Origin of the sequence: Cyanobacterium sp. Dongsha4, assembly GCF_036345015.1 — a bacterium.
Classification (GTDB): domain Bacteria; phylum Cyanobacteriota; class Cyanobacteriia; order Cyanobacteriales; family Cyanobacteriaceae; genus PCC-10605.
This window is the reverse complement of the sequence record NZ_CP084098.1, coordinates 943,930-959,696: the sequence shown is the minus strand read 5'-3', so window position 1 is coordinate 959,696 and position 15,767 is coordinate 943,930. Positions and strand designations below refer to the sequence as shown.

Sequence of the window (15,767 nt, the reverse complement as noted above, 5' to 3'; positions counted from 1 at the left end):
GCATCGTTGCCCTTTTAACTTTGCCCCTTGCCCTTTGCACTTTTTGCCATCACTCATAGATAAAAATTTATCCCGAACTCAGGTTAATTACTTTAATATCTTTCATCAATGACAATCCATTCATAACCATTGATAATTCCTTGAAAATAATCTGCCATTGTTTCAATGGGATAAGGTGTATTGCCATTTTGTCCAAACCATCGTTCATAAACATCGATCGCACTTGGAGTGTCAGTGGTAACACCTTGCATAAATTTAACAATAGCTTTATTCACTAAACCACGCCATTGAGATTCATCTTCAGGAATTGAACAAGCATAAGACTCAATCATGTAGGGAAATTCGGGGACAATTTCATAGTCTTGACCATTATTACTTTGTTTTTTCAACGCCTGTAATAAAATACCATCTCCCGCAAATCCATCTAACTCTCCCTTTTGCACCATTGCCCATCCTTCTTCCTCACTTTTCACAGGAACAAGAGTTGCTGATGAAGCATACATTTTCATCGCTTTTTCATTAGTGGTATTAGGAATAACCCCAATTTTTGCTCCCGTCAAATTATCACTATTAGCAAAACCACTACCCCGATTAACAATCATCTGAGTACCACTGGCGAAATAACTAACAGCAAAATCAACTATTTTTTCCCTTTCCCATGTAACTGTAGTTGAACCGCACTCAATATCAATAGAACCATCTTGGATTTGCTGAAAACGATTAGTAGGATCGATTTTTACTAATTCCAACTTGAGAGGTTTTTTAAGCTGTTTCTCCGCTTCCTCTTGTATGAGTTTCAAAACATCAATAGAATAACCTATTGGTTTTCCCTGACTATCCTGAAAAGCAAAAGGAGGAGTATCATCTCGATACCCCGCCCGAATCACTCCCGTTTCTTTTATTTTTTCTAAGACAGTACCAGCCAACGCAGGACTTGAGCATAGGCTTAGACAAGTAAAAGCGACACCAATATTTAGTAATTTTTTCCACATGGACAGGTTTTAGATAATTAAAGAATGAATAATTAATGATTACAAGGCTATAAGCAACAGTTTTATCTATTCTGCTGACATTTGACCTGTTAATCTAATCCCTAATTCCTAATTCCTAATTTTTATTATCAATAGTTTCTAATAGTTTCTCATTCTTTGAAAACGAGTTTGTCCTAAATTATATCGGTTAGAAGAAGATTCTTCTTGGTCGATTTGGTCAATTTTTGTGGAATTGTTACTATTATCTTCAATTCTGTGATATTTTCCTGATTTATTAATTTCTTTACGAGGTTCTGCTTCAGGGGCAACAATTTCTTGTACTGTGCCTTGTTGCAATATTTCCTCCTCAGAAATGGATTCTGTCATAGTCGGTTCAAGATTCTCTTGATTACTATTTTGTTCTTCCAACATATTAGGAACTATATCTTGTGGAGCAGACGCAGAATCATAACTGAAATAGACATGACCTAATACTTTTCCTTCATAGGTTCTTTTAGTAAAACGCCACCCAGGGTTAAGAATAATTTTCATGGGAGACTGGCTAATTCCTTTTGCAGAACCAATTACCACAGGAGGTTGACCCGGACTACGACGATTTAAGCCCATTAATAATAAATCTCCGTCTTTTTCCACTAGGTTAAGGATATAGTCTAAGCCATAATCTTGATTATCATAACGGATAGAATAACCATTAGCGTCTGTGCTACGACGACAATGCCCACTAAAATCAAAATTTAATAATAGTAGATCCACATTGACAGGATTTGCTCCTGCTTCATTCCAACATTGATTTTTACCCGGAATCTGTTCGATGACTATTAAATTATATTTATTTTCTCCGTAGGGTTGAGCTACCGCAATAAATTCTTCTTGAGGGACTTCTGTTTCCTGAAAAGTAACTGATTTTGCGGAGTTGATAGGTAGAAAACTAGCTAAGGCTGTTAAAGCGATAATTGAAAGTTTACGAGAGACAAGGGATTTAAACATATTTATTACCAATAATAGATATTTTACTCACATTGAAATATTGCCACAAGAAATAAAGATCAAGCAATAATCTTGACTAAAAAGGAATAAAGTAATTACCCTTTTCCAGATATGTTATCTGACTTGTTGTTTCTTCGTCATGTTCCTTAGTTTTTTGTTTTTATTTTTTAAAATTTAATGATAAAGTATAGCAATAAGTATATAGCTTAGTATTTGCTATCTCAGCTCTCAACAAGTTTACTAATCCATATAAGGTTTTGTAAGTTAATTTGTCGTTGCTTTAACTGTAAATACTGAAAACAGAAAGAAAATCTACTAATACCTGAACAATAGAAAATTATTATTTATTCATATTTTATTGTATTAATTAATATTGTTTTGTGAACAAATGTTCAAAGATTAAAGTGTAATAATAAAGTTTATTTTTATTTTATTTTTGCTATTTATTTCAACTTAATATATAGTTCAAGTAGTTTACACTATTAAAATACAATCTGTTGATTCTGAGTTAATAATTATTTTTGCTCAAGAATATTTTTTCAAAGTTATCCCCTATTTGGGTATTGAAAAATAAATAAATTCAAGTAATAATAGACGAAATAAAGGAAAATCTAATCTTAAAAAATTTGTGTGTGAGGAATTGAAAATGAATAAGCGTTTTTTTTCCACTCTCGTTGTAATGGGAGTAAGTGCGATCGCATTTTGTCCATCTCAAGTGAGAAGTAATCCTGTTAATAATGCAGATATTTTGCAACAGGTGGAAAGCTATAATCAAGAAAATAGCAAAAAAAGCCAGAATCAAGTCACCTCGGTTTCGCAATTAAGAGATGTATCACCCACAGACTGGGCATTTGAAGCATTAAGAAGTTTGGTGGAGCGTTACGGTTGTATTGTTGGTTATCCCGATCGCACCTACCGAGGAAACAGAGCCTTAAGTCGTTACGAATTTGCCGCAGGTTTGAATGCTTGTATGCAACAAATGGAAAGGTTAATTGCTTCTAGTGAATCAGTGTTAAGAGAAGATATAGAGAAATTAAAGCGTTTAATGAGCGAATTTGAGGCAGAATTAGCGGCTTTAGGGGCAAGAGTTGACAATTTAGAAGGTAGAGTTGCTTTCTTAGAAGATCATCAATTTTCCACTACCACTAAGCTAACAGGGGAGGTAGTATTAGGATTAGCGAGTATTTTCAATGGGCAGAAAAATAACGGTAGGGAAAATATTGAACAAGTACCAGTTTTAGGGAATCGTACCCGTTTAGAATTCAACACCAGCTTTACAGGAAGAGATTTACTTTATACTCGTTTAGCCACTGGTAACTTCCCTGATTTTGCGGAAACTGCTAACACTCCCCAAGCAACTCTTGCCTTTGCTCAACCCGATGATAATGATGTAGCAGTGGAAGTTTTAAACTATAATTTTCCCATTAGTGACAATGTTACTTTATGGTTAGAAGCCACTGGGGGTGCATTTGACGACTTTACCAACACCTTAAGTATTTTAGATGGAGATGGTGGCAGTGGTGCTTTATCTGTCTTTGGTACTCGTAACTTTGCTTACTACGAAGGAGAAGGTTCTGGTTTAGCTTTGGAAGGCAATTTTGGACAATTTGGTTGGAGTGTGGGATATTTAGCCTCTGACGCTTCTTCTCCCCAAGATGGAGAGGGATTATTCAATGGTGCTTATGGGCTTTTAGGACAGGTGGGCTACTATCCAAACGATAATTTCGGTATTGCTTTCGCTTATGGACATGGATATAATACAAGTGCGATCGCAGCTAATAGTCGTAAATTTAGTGAAACCATTGCTCTTGCTAACGATGACATCAATACATCTCATAACACCTACTCTTTAACCATGTCATGGCAATTAGCCGAAAGTTTTGTTTTGGGTGCATGGGGTGGCTACTCAAAAGTTTCAAACCTAAACTCTTTTGATAACGGTTTATACACTGTAGGGCGAGGCACATCCGACTACTGGTATTGGGCGGCGACTCTTGGTTTTCCCGACTTATTCAAAGAGGGCAATTTAGGAGGTATTATCGTTGGTATGCAACCTTGGCAATCAGAGAGCAATATCAGGGTTAATGGAGAAAGACTAAGCAATGAAGATAATTCCTTCCATATAGAGGCATTTTATCAATATGCTCTCAATGATAATATTAGTATCACCCCCGGGGTTGTTGTTGTGACTAATCCTGCTAATAATACTAATAACGATCCTTTAGTTATCGGTACAATTAGAACTACATTCACTTTCTAAAAAGTTTTAGGGTGTTAAGGTTAGTGTTAATTAAACAGCCCTTTTCCCATCGAGAGGGCAAGGGGGGTTTCTTTTAAGGGGAGACACAGAGGGGTTTCCCTCTTGCTCTTTTCCCTTTTTTTGATCTTTGATCTTTTATTGCTATAATTGTTTTTTTCGTTGAGTGTGGCAATGGATAAGATCACCATCGTGTTAGTTGAAAGTCATGATCTAACGAGGATTGGATTAATTAACGCCCTAAAGGATTTTGCATATATAGAAGTAATTGGAGAAGCATCGGAAATTCAACAAGGGTTTAATCTTATTCAAGAGAAAAATCCTGATATTGTGATTATCGATTTAGCTTTATTTAGCACTGAAGAAATTGAATTTATCCGTCAGTTGAAACAATTTCATTCTTCAGAAGAGAAGCCACTCAAACTTATAGTTTTAATGATAGAGAGTGATGAAGATTCTGTTTTACAAGCCTTTGCCCTCGGTGCAGACTCTTACTGTTTGAAAAACGTTTCCATCGATAATTTACAACAGGCGATACAAGTTACCCATGAAGGAGATAGTTGGATTGAACCTGCGATCGCATCTATTATTTTAGAACAAGCAAAAAAGAGTTATCAGAAAAAAACAGAAGATTTAAACACAAAAGATATAGAAAAAATAGAAATAGAACCATTATCTCCAGAATCTCAAGAAATTATCGACAATTCATCTTTAACAGACCGAGAAATGGAAGTATTAGAATTAATTGTTGCAGGAAAAAACAATGCAGAAATAGCAGAAGATTTATATATTTCTATCGGCACTGTGAAAACCCATGTTCGTAGTATTCTTGCTAAACTTTGTGTGTGCGATCGTACCCAAGCGGCCGTCCATGCTTTACGCTCTGGCTTAGTAAATTAGTAACTGAGGTGGGGAAGAGTTCGAGGTTAGAAGTTCGGAAAGAAGTTTCAGGCAAAATGAGTTCAGAGTTATTATTCACTATTATCCATTACCCTTCTCCCCTTTTAAGGGGAGACACAGAGGGGTTTCCCTATTGCCCTTTTTACTTTGCCCTCTAAAAAAACTATCTACCACCAACAGTAATGGAATCTACCTTAATATGAGGTTGTCCTACAGTTACATAAATGCTTCCACTGACAGAACCACAGAAACCTGCCGCTAACCCCAAATCTTGAGATGACATAGAGATTTTTGTCATAATTTCTTTCGCTTCACCAATCAGAGTAGCACCCTTCAATGGTTTGGTTATTTTGCCATTTTCGATTAAATAGGCTTCATCTACGCCAAAATTAAACTCTCCTGTGGGGCCAACACTGCCACCGCCCATTTTCTTGCAGTAAATACCCTTATCCACCGAAGCAAAAACTTCATCAAGGGTATATTCACCGGGGGCAATATAAGTATTGCGCATACGAGAAGCGGCGGGAAAACTATAACTTTGTCTTCTGCCACTGCCTGTGCGAGGATGATTAGTGCGAATTGAACCGGCACGATCTGCCAAAAAGTTCTTTAAAATGCCATTTTCAATTAAAAGAGTACGTTGAGGGGGCATTCCTTCATCATCCATATCAATACTGCCAAATGCTTGTTCTGTTAAGCCCTCATCCCATGCAGTTAGATTTTCATGGGCTATTTTCTCCCCTTTTTTATCCATGAAAGGAGTGCTTTTTCTTTCGATTTGAGTTGTTTCGAGAAGATGGCCACAGGCCTCATGGAAGATTACCCCACCAAATTGATTTGCCATAATTACAGGATATTGACCAGATTCTACATAGTCCGCATAAAGCATTTTTCCAGCAGATTCGGCAACTTCTTCCGCTACGGTGTCATAATTCCAGTTTCTCAGAAAATCGGGGTTACTGGTGTCTCCGTCTCTTTTACCAATGGATGAACGATGTTCTCCATCTGCACACAACAAATTATAGCCCACAGATTGAGTTAAACGAATATCACGAGCAAAAGTGCCATCACTAGAAGCAACCAAGACTTCTTGCCAGTCACGAAAATAAGCGGCACGGCGAGATTGTACATGATTTGCAATTTTGTTTAATTGATGATTGGCACTGAGGAGAATATCTCCCATTTCTTGCATATTGCTACAGTTACCTAACCATATATCTTTATTTTTGGCAGTAGCGTAATCTCTAAATATTTCTAAGTTAATTTCAGGAATAAAAGCTGTGCCTTGAGGGATAGTTAAACCTAAGATGGAGAGGGCTTTTTCTAAGGCTTGTTTTAAGCCGTTAAAGGTTAAATCATTGGTACTTACATAACAGTCTTGTTTGCCCCGAAATACCCTAACTCCTGCTCCTGTCGAAAGTCTTGGGGTAATACTTGTAATAATATCATCTTCTGCCAAGCAACTAATATAGTTAGCTTTTTCTAAGAAAAATTCGATAAAATCTGCACCAGATGCCCTGCCTATACCAAGGAGGGTTGAGAGGGGTTTTTCCCATGTTAAATCGAAGCGATCGCCTGTGGGATGATAAGATAAATTAGGGATTTCACGAGATATTAGTAAAGTTGGGGACATATTTTATAACTATTACTATAATTACTGTTGATTTTTTGCTCTATATCCTGTCCATTGTACATTAACTTTTAGCTGTTCGTTACTTGATAGCAAATTCTCAAAACTTAACTAATTAATTGCTTCTAAATATTTTTCTACATATTTAATCCCTTTATGGATGAATATATCTGTGAATAAATCTTGATAATTCTCTTTGACAATTTGAAAACCGTAATCTATTTTTTCTTTTCCACAAGCTAAAAATTGAGCAGTTGAAAAAGCATAAAATTCTCTTTCTTGAGATGCAATATTGTTTTTGAAAGCGTCCATATACAAAGTTCTGATATGATTCATCAATTCTTTTGTTTCAGGAGAAAATTCCAAAACATCACCATTTTTTAAGATGATTTCCTGATTACGAATAGAGGAAATTGATAACTTCATACATTCTCTGGTTTGTTCCACAGATAGGCAGTCTGAATCATTTCTTCGATAAGAGTGTTGGGTACAGCCGTTAGTAACTTCTAAAGCTCGAATAATAGCGATTTCTTGAATACTGGCTAAGGACATTTTTGCCATTATTTTTAAGTAATGACATATACTATTTTTAAACTCTTGAAAATCGTCATTAAAGTAACCTTTTAGCTCTTTAATTTCTGCTAATTTTTGCCAATTTATTGAAGAAGAATCCATGATTTGCTTAACCTGAGTTGAGGTTAAATATCTATTAATTTTAACTCCGAACGCCAAACTCAGGTAATGTCCTACACTGCTATTTTCTTTTCAACGATGTTTTCCGCAAACAACATGGCTTCAACCTGTTGACAGACGTGATGATATGTAATTAAGTGTATTTCTTGAACATAAGGAGTATTTTTTTCAGCCACAAAAAGAGGGTAATCAATTAAACTACTCATCATTCCGCCATTGTTTCCTGCCATGCCAATGGTAATTAAACCTTTTTCTTTGGCTACTTTCAAAGCATGAAGAATATTGCGCGATCGCCCCGATGTGGACAACACCCATAATAAATCCCCTGCTTTACCGAAAGATTGTACTTGACGGGCAAAAATAGTTTCAAATTCGTGATCATTACCCCATGCTGTAAGAGTTGCGGGGTTTGTACCTAATGCGATCGCAGGTAATCCGGGTCGATCTAGTTGAAATCTTCCTACAAATTCGGCGGCAATATGTTGAGCGTCTGCGGCCGAACCTCCATTACCACAAATTAACAGAGTATGTCCTGCTTGAAAACGATTAGCTAATAAATGACTGACTTGCTCAACTGCTTGACAATATTCAGAAGTAAAAGCCTGTTTTAAACACTGTAGTCTTTCTTCTACCCAAAAATTCAATGGTCTTCCTCCTCACACTAATATTAATGACTAATTCAACAAAAATCCCTATGTAATTAAACCTTTGAGAAGGGGATGAAACCCCCTATTTATTCTCAGTTATTAATTATTCTTCTAAGGGTTCTAATTTCTACAAAATTCTCGCTCAATTATAGCCAATCCTTGACATTAACCGCACACCTGTGCCACTAAAGCCATAACATCATTACGAGTCAGTTTTGGTTTGCCTAAAATTAATACATCTAGGGTTGCATGGGCTAAAGTTAAGGGGATTTGACAAAATTGTAGAGCGGGCCCTTTAGGTAAAGATTTAGTATAAGAGTCTGCTAAGGTAAGGTTATAACGGGCATATTGGTGCATATCTTCTAACTGCCATCCTTCGGGGAAAAAACTTACGCCCCTTAATTTGTCTTCTTGGTGATTACGTAAAATATTGACTGCCTGTAAACCTCTCCCAAATGCGATCGCTTCTTCTCTATTTGTCTTTGTATTGTCGTACCATGCCCATAAATCAGAAAGCAGTAAACCTACAGAACCCGCTACGCTGAAAGTATATTGATCTAAATCCGCCTTAGTTTTTATAACCCAATTTTTGTCAGCCCAATAAGCCATGCGATCGCTCATTGCCGCCGTTGCCTCCCAAATTCTACCTGCAATAGAGGCAGGAGCTAAAGTTGCCCATTCAGCAAAACGATAACTAACTTCAGGCAATAAATGTTTGTAAGGTTCAATATAAGCAGTAATATCTTCTACAGCAGTATCATTACTAATAGACTGCAAACTAGCACTAATTTGAGTGAGAATTTCCCTCTTTAAATGATTCTCAATATGAGGATGATCTTCTATTTCATCAATTGCCCTCATACATAAATAAGCAGAAGTCACCGCATCTTGCAAACTATCAGGTAAACGACTAATGGGGATATAAAACGTGCGACTGGTTTCCTTTAGGGTTTTCAACGCAGACTTTTTCAAATTCATCGATATTTGCTCCTCACGCCCGTTATCTTGGACAATATTAATACTGTTTAGGTAATCTTAACCGAATCTTTGCTAATTAGGACGAAAATTTTGCTCTAAGAGTATCATATTTTTTCCTAAAATCAAGATCATTAATCATAAATGATGTTCTTAATTATGATCAACAATTATATATTACTTTAAATCACTACATCTCGATTGAGTAATGAAACGATTAGGTTAAAATGAGTTCCATAAAAAAACCACTGAACCATAAAAACCTGAGTTCGGAGTTCGGAGTTCGGAATTCGGAGTTAAAAGTAATAATTATTGATAAAAAAGCTGAATAAATTGATTTTAAATGAGTTTTTCCTAAATTTAATAATTTTTTATTCCAAAGTTGGCTCGATGATAACTCTCAACGCTTTATTTTTCGATACTTTTTTCATCGAACTCAGGTATAAAAAGTTAAAACCCATGGTTAACAAAATTTTCTCCAAAAAAATCATTAAATTTATTTAAAGTCAATTTATATAAATTAAAGGCACTATTGCCCATTTATTGCCCTTTTAACTTTGCCTATTCTTCCTCCGCAGAAGGAATATCATGGGGGGTAATACGATTAATTAAATCAATTATTTGATCGCCTTTCTCTAAAGAAGAATCATGAACAAAGCGAATTTCTGGGGTATGTCGTAAACGAATCCTATGACCCAATTCCCTTCTAACAAAAGGAGTACAAGCCTTTAAACCTTCCATGGTTTCCGCTTTTGCTTCTGGTGTACCGTAAATACTTACAAAAACCTTAGCGTGTTGCAAATCCCCTGACATTTCCACATCGAGAATACTAACCATTCCTGCTCCAACTCTGTCATCCTTAATACCACTAATGAGCATTTGACTTATTTCTTTTCTAATTAAAGATGATACTTTTTCTACACGACGACTATTTGCCATAATCTCAAAATTCTCCTTTCCTTTTCTAAAAAATATATGCTTGTTGTTGTAACTTTCTATAAATTGAAATGTTAGATTTCAGGATCTTTTTTTCTTAATTTATAGTTAAAATAAATTTTTCTATTAACACTTAATAAGATTATAACTGAAATATTTTAAAAACTTTCTTCGCCCTTATTCCTCTCAGTATTTTGGATACTTGCACTGAATTATATCTATCAGGAAAATTTGCACTAATTCATTATAAAAAACATAAAATATTTACCATTAAACCTAACACCTGATACCGTCAAACCTAGCTGTTAAGAGATATTTTCATATCGAACTGAGATTGCTATAGTATTTTAATAAAAAATTTAACTAAAAAATAATATGGTTATTTTAAACAGGAGTAATTCCTAACATTGCTTTTAAAGTAAAGTAAAGAAAGAAAAAACCACCCACCATTAGTCCCAAAAGTGCGATCGCAGTTGGAGGGTTATTAAATAAAGGTTTTACTTGTTGCCAAAGAAAAAAGAAAATACCTAGAATCAAACTCACCATATAGCGAGGATAGCGTGAAACATTTTCCCAAAAACCGTCCATAGTTATCTCAATAAATTATTAAATAGTCCTAGTTTCTCTGATATAGTTTAACAGTTATTTTATCCCCATTATCAACGATCATAGGGGAATGTCTTGCTCAAAAAATTTCCATTAACATTTAATCGGTGAAATTAATTGGACAAGGAATGTCTGGAACATCTATTAAATCAATCAATCCCAACTGAATATAAGGCAACATTGATCTAGTTATTTGAGTTAAATCTTGATTTATTTGTAAACTCAAATCTCTTAAAGTATTTCTGCCATTAAATAGTTTACTCATAATCTGATAAGTCTTAGGGGAAGTTTTTTCTTGAAGTTTATCATATTGTCTAATAATAGGACATTGATTGGGAAAACGATCTGCTAACTTAGCATTTTGCCAACTTTGCCAACTTTGCCAAGCCTCAACAATTACTTGATCCGGATCAATAAAAACTAGCTGACTAGATAAAGACTGATCATTTTTCAGTTGAAAAACAACCTCCATTCTTTGAGTTATATCAAATAAAATTTCAATAACAATATTTTTTATAATTAAACTTAATTGTTGGCGGGTTACTTCCTCTTGTTTTAACCAATAACTAAGTAATTCATATTCCCAAAATCGACGAAAACTTTTCTGATTAGTCACACTTTCATCAAGAGAAGACATTTGAGTAATCAATATAGGAGCAAATCTAGCAACATTTCTCATCCATCTTCTAACAGGATGTCTTCCCCCAGTTGCAAAGATAATCCTTCCTAAATAAAAATAGAAAATCCATTCCTCCCCCTTTGACGAACCAAAAATTAATTCTCCCGTAAATTGGGGTTGCTTTAAACTCTGAAATAAAGTAGCTTGTCTTGTACCAATAAACTCCTTAATAGGGATTTTAGGGGCATTACTAGATTCTGTCATTACTACAAAAAAAATTAAATTTTTCGGTTATTGGAAATAATATTTAGGTATATACATAATTTGACAGTGCTACCATAACAAGCACACTGCAAAAGAAGACTATTGTTAGTTCTATTTTTTATATCTATACTTTATATTAAGATGTCATGGAAAATCTTACTATTAATTTATGAACCAATCAGAGGATAAAACGAGAAAAATTTTATGGCAATGGATGAATTCCAAAGGGGTTAAAAATTATTTAGAACTGAGTCGTAAATCTCAAGTGTCCGAATTACAGTTTTATCGTCTTGAACATAATTTAATTGATAATATCCCTCTCGGAATACTCAGAAAAATTGCCCTTGCTTTTGATATTTCTCTTCAAACTCTAATTGATAATTTAAGCAAACTTCCCCAAGAAATACTTTCCCATGAAGTCGAAAAAGATTTGAAACTAGAATGTGAGCGTTTGTTAAAAGAAAATGAGCAGTTAAAACAAAGTCTAATCAAAGAGTATCAAAGAGACACAATCACCATTTTAGAATCTTTACTTTTACAGTTACCTACAATTAGCTACGCTGTAAAAAATAATCCAGAAATCCCAGCAACAAGATTATTACCATTAATGCAACCAGTAAAAGATTTGTTAAGATTTTGGGACATAGAAACCATCGGCGAAGTGGGGGAAGTAGTCAAATATGATTCTCAACTACATGAGTTGATGGAAGATACTCAAGATGATACTCAGACTTGTGAAATGGTAAAAATACGTTATGTGGGTTATCGTCAAGGAGAAGATTTGCTTTATCGTGCCAAGGTTAGCCCCATTGTTGAATAAAGTTATTTTTTCCGTTAGTTTTTAATCTGTTTCGTCTAAATGTTCTGCGACAGAAGAGTACAATTCTAATACATGATGATCTAAAAGACGATAAAAAACTTTACGCCCCCGTTTCTGATAAGCAACTAAACGCATGGCTTTTAAAGTCCGCAGTTGATGAGAAACTGCCGATTCTGTCATGTCTAGGGTTGCGGCTAAATCACAAACACATAATTCTTGTTTAGCTAAAACGGAAAGAATTCTTAAACGATTTGTATCTCCCAGTAAACTGAAAAACTCAGCCATTTTTTGTGCTTTTTCAGAGCTTAAAATTTGTCCTTTGAATGTATCGATAAACTCTGAGTCAAGGGAGTGAGGGGTACAAGGGATTAAATCTTCTTTTGTCGTATTCGTATGTATTCTATCTGATACCTTCATTCTCTCTGATTGGGATTGGTTTATTTCATATTATTCTAACCTTTTTTGAGATTAGCCCTTAACAAAAACCTTTATCAGAAGTTTTTCCAGCATGATATAAACCTAATTGATAGTATTTAAGAGCGTGTTGAACTAAATTTTGGGCTTCTTCTTCACTGACATCTCTTATTTTTTTTGCTGGAATACCAACCATTAAAGAATGAGATGGAATATCTTTTGTGACAACGCATCCTGCTCCTATAATTGAGCCTTCTCCAACAGTGACTCCATTTAAAATAATTGCTCCAATACCAATTAAACAACCCTTCTTAATATGAGCAGAATGAATAACCGCTCTATGGCCGACGGTAACATAATCTTCTAAGATGGTTTCTTGTTGAGGATCACCGTGTAAAATAGCCCCATCTTGAATGTTAGTGTAAGCCCCTATTTTTATTTTTTCTACGTCTCCTCTAACCACTGCAGAATACCAAATACTTGCTCCTTCGCCAATAGTTACTTGCCCCATAACTGAGGCATTTTCTGCTATAAAAGCGGCTTGGGTAAAACTGTCGATAGTTAGTTGTTTCATAGGGTGTTATAGAATAAATAAAGATAATTAGTTATTACTGTGGAAAAAATAAATTATATTGATAATTGATAACTTACAGTTTATGACTTTTTATTATTGCTATTTTATCTTTTACTTACTTTGATATTATTTGATTGTGCAATCATCTTGGTTTGAGTTTCCAAAATCATTTTTTAATCCTATGAAGGATTATACCGCTTCTTCTACTATATTTCGTCAGGCAACTTTAGATGATGTGGAAGGAATTGCAGAGGTTTTGACTTTAAGTTTTAATCATTTTAATGAGGTTACTTTTTGGGTTTATCCCTTGCTCAAAATTGGCGTCTGTCAAGATTTACGCAAACGCATACAAAACAATGAGAAAGAGAATTTTTGTCTAATTGCTGTTTCCATTAACAATACTGAGGGAAAAATTAATCAAGAAGTTTTAGGTACTGTTGAACTGTCTTTTAGAGAAAACTATAATTGGGCAAAAAAAGAAAAATATGCCTATATTGCTAATTTAGCAGTGCGAGAAAATTGTCGTCGTCAAGGTATCGCTAGTCAATTATTGTCTCGCTGTGAGCAAATTGCTCAAGAAAATAATTATTCTCGTGTTTATCTTCATGTTTTAGCTAGTAATAATAAAGCCCGAAAGTTATATCTCAATAATGGCTATACTATTCAACAGGTAGAAACGGATTTATTTAGTTTATTTGTACCTAGTCAACGGCGTTTACTACTGACTAAATCTCTATGAGTGGCACTGAATGCGATCGCATCCAAGAAAATAGTTTAGAACAATTTTTGGAACATAAACAACTTTTAGTGATTAACCCCCGAAAAAAAAATGGTTTAATCCTAATTAAAACCTATTATGCGGAATTTGCAGGACCGGGGGCAATTATTGGGGGATGTTTTGATCAAGACTTAGTCAATGTGATTCCTGTTGGTAATTTATCTTTAATTCAAGCAGGTAATTTTCAAGAAAGACAAAGGGCATATTTAATCCGCCGACAATGGGTTAAACTGATCAAGCAAATAACAGATAACCCCATCCCTAGACAAAGAGCTCAGGTAATACTTAATCAATTTGAGCATTGGTTTGATTCAGAAACGGCGGAAAAAGTTAGTGATGAAGTTTTTGCTTCCATTGTGGGTGTTTTCCCCGAAACCATCAAAAAAGCAAGAGATTTAGTTAATCGTCTTTAGTATCTTCATTTTCTAAGTTTTCTTGTTGACGACGAGAAGCCGTTAAACAGTCGGGAATACCTAAACAACCCCCCGGAATAGTTGAGCGGGTATATTCTCCCCCCCAACAACAGCAATAATAACGATTCTCCTCAGTCAGATTTTTCACCCCTGTAAAATTAACTTTTTCAATTACCGCCCCTGTATATTCTCCCGTTTCAAAATTAGGAGCTTGGGTGCGACTGCGAGGACTAGCACTATGAAAATCACCATAAAATAAGCGAACTCCCTTCATATCCGCCCCTTGTAAATCTGCCTCATAAAGAATAGTACGAGCTAAGTTGGTTTTGACTAAATCTGCCTTACTTAAATCAGTGCGAACCATATTAGCTTCACTTAAATCAGTCCAACGTAAATCTTGTCCCATTAAATTACATCCTGCTAACACCACCCCTAAATTAATTACCCTCATACCAAATTCTCTATCCTCAGCATAACCACCAGAACCGTCTAAAATCGGTCTTCCTAGGTGACTATCTCTCTTTAAAGGAGTAATTAAACGAGAACGAGATAAAAATCTTAAAATTTTTGCCTTTCCTGAACCATCCACACTACTTAAAATAGCTGCGGTTCGACCTTCTGCGATCGCTCTTTCTTGAGGCCAATCTTCTAATAAGCCATCAGGTCCTAAAACCAATTCAGAAAGCCCTTGAAAATAAGCATCAATGGTTTGCTGTTGGGTAATACGATTTTGTTGAATAGTTAAATCTTTGGAAATTACATACTGTTGCCATGCCACATAAACTGCTAAAACTGCGATCATAATTTGTCCTAAAGCTCCCACCCAATCAGCCCAAGAACCAAATTCATCATACTTAAACTGATTTAACCAATTACCGACTGCGTGATAAACCCCTAAATAATTAAACAGAATCAAGGATGCGAGAATTAAACCCACCACCCCCACAACAGTTTGTCTTTCTTGAGGAGTAAGAAAAAACCGAATCCATTGGATTATATACGGTATTACTTGAACTAAAGCAAGAGAAAAAGCCACAATAGCCCCAATTACTCCTAACCAATTATTATCAAGCAAAATTCCCGCTAAAGAAATACCTAAACCAATCAGAATTTTCCCTGAATATGAGGTTTTTGGTTTTTTTATATAAGTTAACTGTTTTGGAGGTATCAGAGTAGAATTAGAGTTATTATTTTCTATTTCTGAATTATTTTTGTCTAAAGATACATTTATTTCCTCTGATTGATGATCGTTCATTTTTTAC

At 35.0% G+C, this 15,767-nt stretch carries 17 protein-coding genes; 5 read left to right on the top strand and 12 right to left on the bottom strand.

Annotation, left to right across the window (positions count from 1 at the left end; translation table 11 throughout):
- Positions 1 to 92 precede the first annotated feature (92 nt).
- Positions 93 to 992 (bottom strand): amino acid ABC transporter substrate-binding protein, encoded by a 900-nt coding sequence (locus tag Dongsha4_RS04075; protein ID WP_330204466.1) that lies wholly within the window; start codon positions 990 to 992, stop codon positions 93 to 95.
- Positions 993 to 1,130: 138 nt separating this feature from the next.
- Positions 1,131 to 1,979 (bottom strand): DUF3747 domain-containing protein, encoded by an 849-nt coding sequence (locus Dongsha4_RS04070; RefSeq protein ID WP_330204465.1) that lies wholly within the window; start codon positions 1,977 to 1,979, stop codon positions 1,131 to 1,133.
- A 640-nt stretch (positions 1,980 to 2,619) separates the two neighbouring features.
- Here Dongsha4_RS04070 and Dongsha4_RS04065 point away from each other — a divergent pair.
- Positions 2,620 to 4,239 carry an iron uptake porin gene (locus Dongsha4_RS04065; RefSeq protein ID WP_425590788.1) on the top strand — a complete coding sequence of 540 codons (1,620 nt, stop codon included), beginning with the start codon at positions 2,620 to 2,622 and terminating at the stop codon, positions 4,237 to 4,239.
- 171 nt (positions 4,240 to 4,410) lie between these two features.
- Positions 4,411 to 5,136 carry a response regulator transcription factor gene (locus Dongsha4_RS04060; protein WP_330204463.1) on the top strand — a complete coding sequence of 242 codons (726 nt, stop codon included), beginning with the start codon at positions 4,411 to 4,413 and terminating at the stop codon, positions 5,134 to 5,136.
- A gap of 163 nt (positions 5,137 to 5,299) precedes the next feature.
- On the opposite strand, the gene Dongsha4_RS04055 is transcribed toward Dongsha4_RS04060, so the two are convergent.
- The 7 genes from Dongsha4_RS04055 to Dongsha4_RS04025 form a co-directional block, all read right to left on the bottom strand.
- Positions 5,300 to 6,769 carry a TldD/PmbA family protein gene (locus Dongsha4_RS04055; RefSeq protein WP_015219562.1) on the bottom strand — a complete coding sequence of 490 codons (1,470 nt, stop codon included), beginning with the start codon at positions 6,767 to 6,769 and terminating at the stop codon, positions 5,300 to 5,302.
- Positions 6,770 to 6,877: 108 nt separating this feature from the next.
- Positions 6,878 to 7,441 (bottom strand): hypothetical protein, encoded by a 564-nt coding sequence (locus Dongsha4_RS04050; RefSeq protein WP_330204462.1) that lies wholly within the window; start codon positions 7,439 to 7,441, stop codon positions 6,878 to 6,880.
- A 71-nt stretch (positions 7,442 to 7,512) separates the two neighbouring features.
- Positions 7,513 to 8,103: a D-sedoheptulose 7-phosphate isomerase gene (gene gmhA / locus Dongsha4_RS04045; protein ID WP_330204461.1), complete on the bottom strand. Its 591-nt coding sequence runs from the start codon at positions 8,101 to 8,103 to the stop codon at positions 7,513 to 7,515.
- 168 nt (positions 8,104 to 8,271) lie between these two features.
- Entirely contained in the window at positions 8,272 to 9,084 is an 813-nt protein-coding gene (locus Dongsha4_RS04040; protein WP_330204460.1) for a phytoene/squalene synthase family protein, read from the bottom strand.
- Positions 9,085 to 9,642: 558 nt separating this feature from the next.
- A complete protein-coding gene (gene rbfA, locus Dongsha4_RS04035; RefSeq protein ID WP_330204459.1) occupies positions 9,643 to 10,020 on the bottom strand; it encodes a 30S ribosome-binding factor RbfA in 378 nt (125 codons plus the stop codon).
- 381 nt (positions 10,021 to 10,401) lie between these two features.
- Positions 10,402 to 10,605: a DUF751 family protein gene (locus Dongsha4_RS04030; protein ID WP_099436031.1), complete on the bottom strand. Its 204-nt coding sequence runs from the start codon at positions 10,603 to 10,605 to the stop codon at positions 10,402 to 10,404.
- Positions 10,606 to 10,723: 118 nt separating this feature from the next.
- A complete protein-coding gene (locus Dongsha4_RS04025; protein ID WP_330204458.1) occupies positions 10,724 to 11,506 on the bottom strand; it encodes a DUF4388 domain-containing protein in 783 nt (260 codons plus the stop codon).
- Between the two features lie 169 nt (positions 11,507 to 11,675).
- Between Dongsha4_RS04025 and Dongsha4_RS04020 the strand changes: the two genes are divergently transcribed.
- The gene (locus Dongsha4_RS04020; RefSeq protein ID WP_330204457.1) at positions 11,676 to 12,326 is read left to right on the top strand and encodes a helix-turn-helix transcriptional regulator; all 651 of its coding nucleotides are present in this window, start codon (positions 11,676 to 11,678) and stop codon (positions 12,324 to 12,326) included.
- Positions 12,327 to 12,347: 21 nt separating this feature from the next.
- Here Dongsha4_RS04020 and Dongsha4_RS04015 read toward each other — a convergent pair whose 3' ends face one another.
- On the bottom strand, positions 12,348 to 12,743 hold the full coding sequence (locus Dongsha4_RS04015; RefSeq protein ID WP_330204456.1) for a metalloregulator ArsR/SmtB family transcription factor: 396 nt from the start codon (positions 12,741 to 12,743) through the stop codon (positions 12,348 to 12,350).
- A 58-nt stretch (positions 12,744 to 12,801) separates the two neighbouring features.
- Positions 12,802 to 13,314, bottom strand: a complete 513-nt coding sequence (locus tag Dongsha4_RS04010) for a gamma carbonic anhydrase family protein (RefSeq protein ID WP_330204455.1) — start codon at positions 13,312 to 13,314, stop codon at positions 12,802 to 12,804.
- Positions 13,315 to 13,495: 181 nt separating this feature from the next.
- Between Dongsha4_RS04010 and Dongsha4_RS04005 the strand changes: the two genes are divergently transcribed.
- Positions 13,496 to 14,053, top strand: a complete 558-nt coding sequence (locus Dongsha4_RS04005) for a GNAT family N-acetyltransferase (RefSeq protein ID WP_330204454.1) — start codon at positions 13,496 to 13,498, stop codon at positions 14,051 to 14,053.
- The gene (locus Dongsha4_RS04000) at positions 14,050 to 14,505 is read left to right on the top strand and encodes a hypothetical protein (protein WP_330204453.1); all 456 of its coding nucleotides are present in this window, start codon (positions 14,050 to 14,052) and stop codon (positions 14,503 to 14,505) included. The genes Dongsha4_RS04005 and Dongsha4_RS04000 overlap by 4 nt, the downstream gene beginning before the upstream one ends.
- Here the strand turns inward: Dongsha4_RS04000 and Dongsha4_RS03995 are convergent.
- The gene (locus Dongsha4_RS03995; protein WP_330204452.1) at positions 14,492 to 15,760 is read right to left on the bottom strand and encodes a pentapeptide repeat-containing protein; all 1,269 of its coding nucleotides are present in this window, start codon (positions 15,758 to 15,760) and stop codon (positions 14,492 to 14,494) included. The genes Dongsha4_RS04000 and Dongsha4_RS03995 overlap by 14 nt on opposite strands.
- Positions 15,761 to 15,767 lie beyond the last annotated feature (7 nt).

Bases quoted from the DNA above. Each gene is read 5' to 3' on its own strand.
- Dongsha4_RS04030 (WP_099436031.1), bottom strand. From the start codon at position 10,605: ATGGACGGTTTTTGGGAAAATGTTTCACGCTATCCTCGCTATATGGTG.
- Dongsha4_RS04000 (WP_330204453.1), top strand. From the start codon at position 14,050: ATGAGTGGCACTGAATGCGATCGCATCCAAGAAAATAGTTTAGAACAA.
- Dongsha4_RS03995 (WP_330204452.1), bottom strand. From the start codon at position 15,760: ATGAACGATCATCAATCAGAGGAAATAAATGTATCTTTAGACAAAAAT.
- Dongsha4_RS04020 (WP_330204457.1), top strand. From the start codon at position 11,676: ATGAACCAATCAGAGGATAAAACGAGAAAAATTTTATGGCAATGGATG.
- Dongsha4_RS04040 (WP_330204460.1), bottom strand. From the start codon at position 9,084: ATGAATTTGAAAAAGTCTGCGTTGAAAACCCTAAAGGAAACCAGTCGC.
- Dongsha4_RS04010 (WP_330204455.1), bottom strand. From the start codon at position 13,314: ATGAAACAACTAACTATCGACAGTTTTACCCAAGCCGCTTTTATAGCA.
- Dongsha4_RS04015 (WP_330204456.1), bottom strand. From the start codon at position 12,743: ATGAAGGTATCAGATAGAATACATACGAATACGACAAAAGAAGATTTA.
- Dongsha4_RS04050 (WP_330204462.1), bottom strand. From the start codon at position 7,441: ATGGATTCTTCTTCAATAAATTGGCAAAAATTAGCAGAAATTAAAGAG.
- rbfA (WP_330204459.1), bottom strand. From the start codon at position 10,020: ATGGCAAATAGTCGTCGTGTAGAAAAAGTATCATCTTTAATTAGAAAA.
- Dongsha4_RS04075 (WP_330204466.1), bottom strand. From the start codon at position 992: ATGTGGAAAAAATTACTAAATATTGGTGTCGCTTTTACTTGTCTAAGC.
- Dongsha4_RS04005 (WP_330204454.1), top strand. From the start codon at position 13,496: ATGAAGGATTATACCGCTTCTTCTACTATATTTCGTCAGGCAACTTTA.
- Dongsha4_RS04060 (WP_330204463.1), top strand. From the start codon at position 4,411: ATGGATAAGATCACCATCGTGTTAGTTGAAAGTCATGATCTAACGAGG.
- Dongsha4_RS04070 (WP_330204465.1), bottom strand. From the start codon at position 1,979: ATGTTTAAATCCCTTGTCTCTCGTAAACTTTCAATTATCGCTTTAACA.
- Dongsha4_RS04025 (WP_330204458.1), bottom strand. From the start codon at position 11,506: ATGACAGAATCTAGTAATGCCCCTAAAATCCCTATTAAGGAGTTTATT.
- Dongsha4_RS04055 (WP_015219562.1), bottom strand. From the start codon at position 6,769: ATGTCCCCAACTTTACTAATATCTCGTGAAATCCCTAATTTATCTTAT.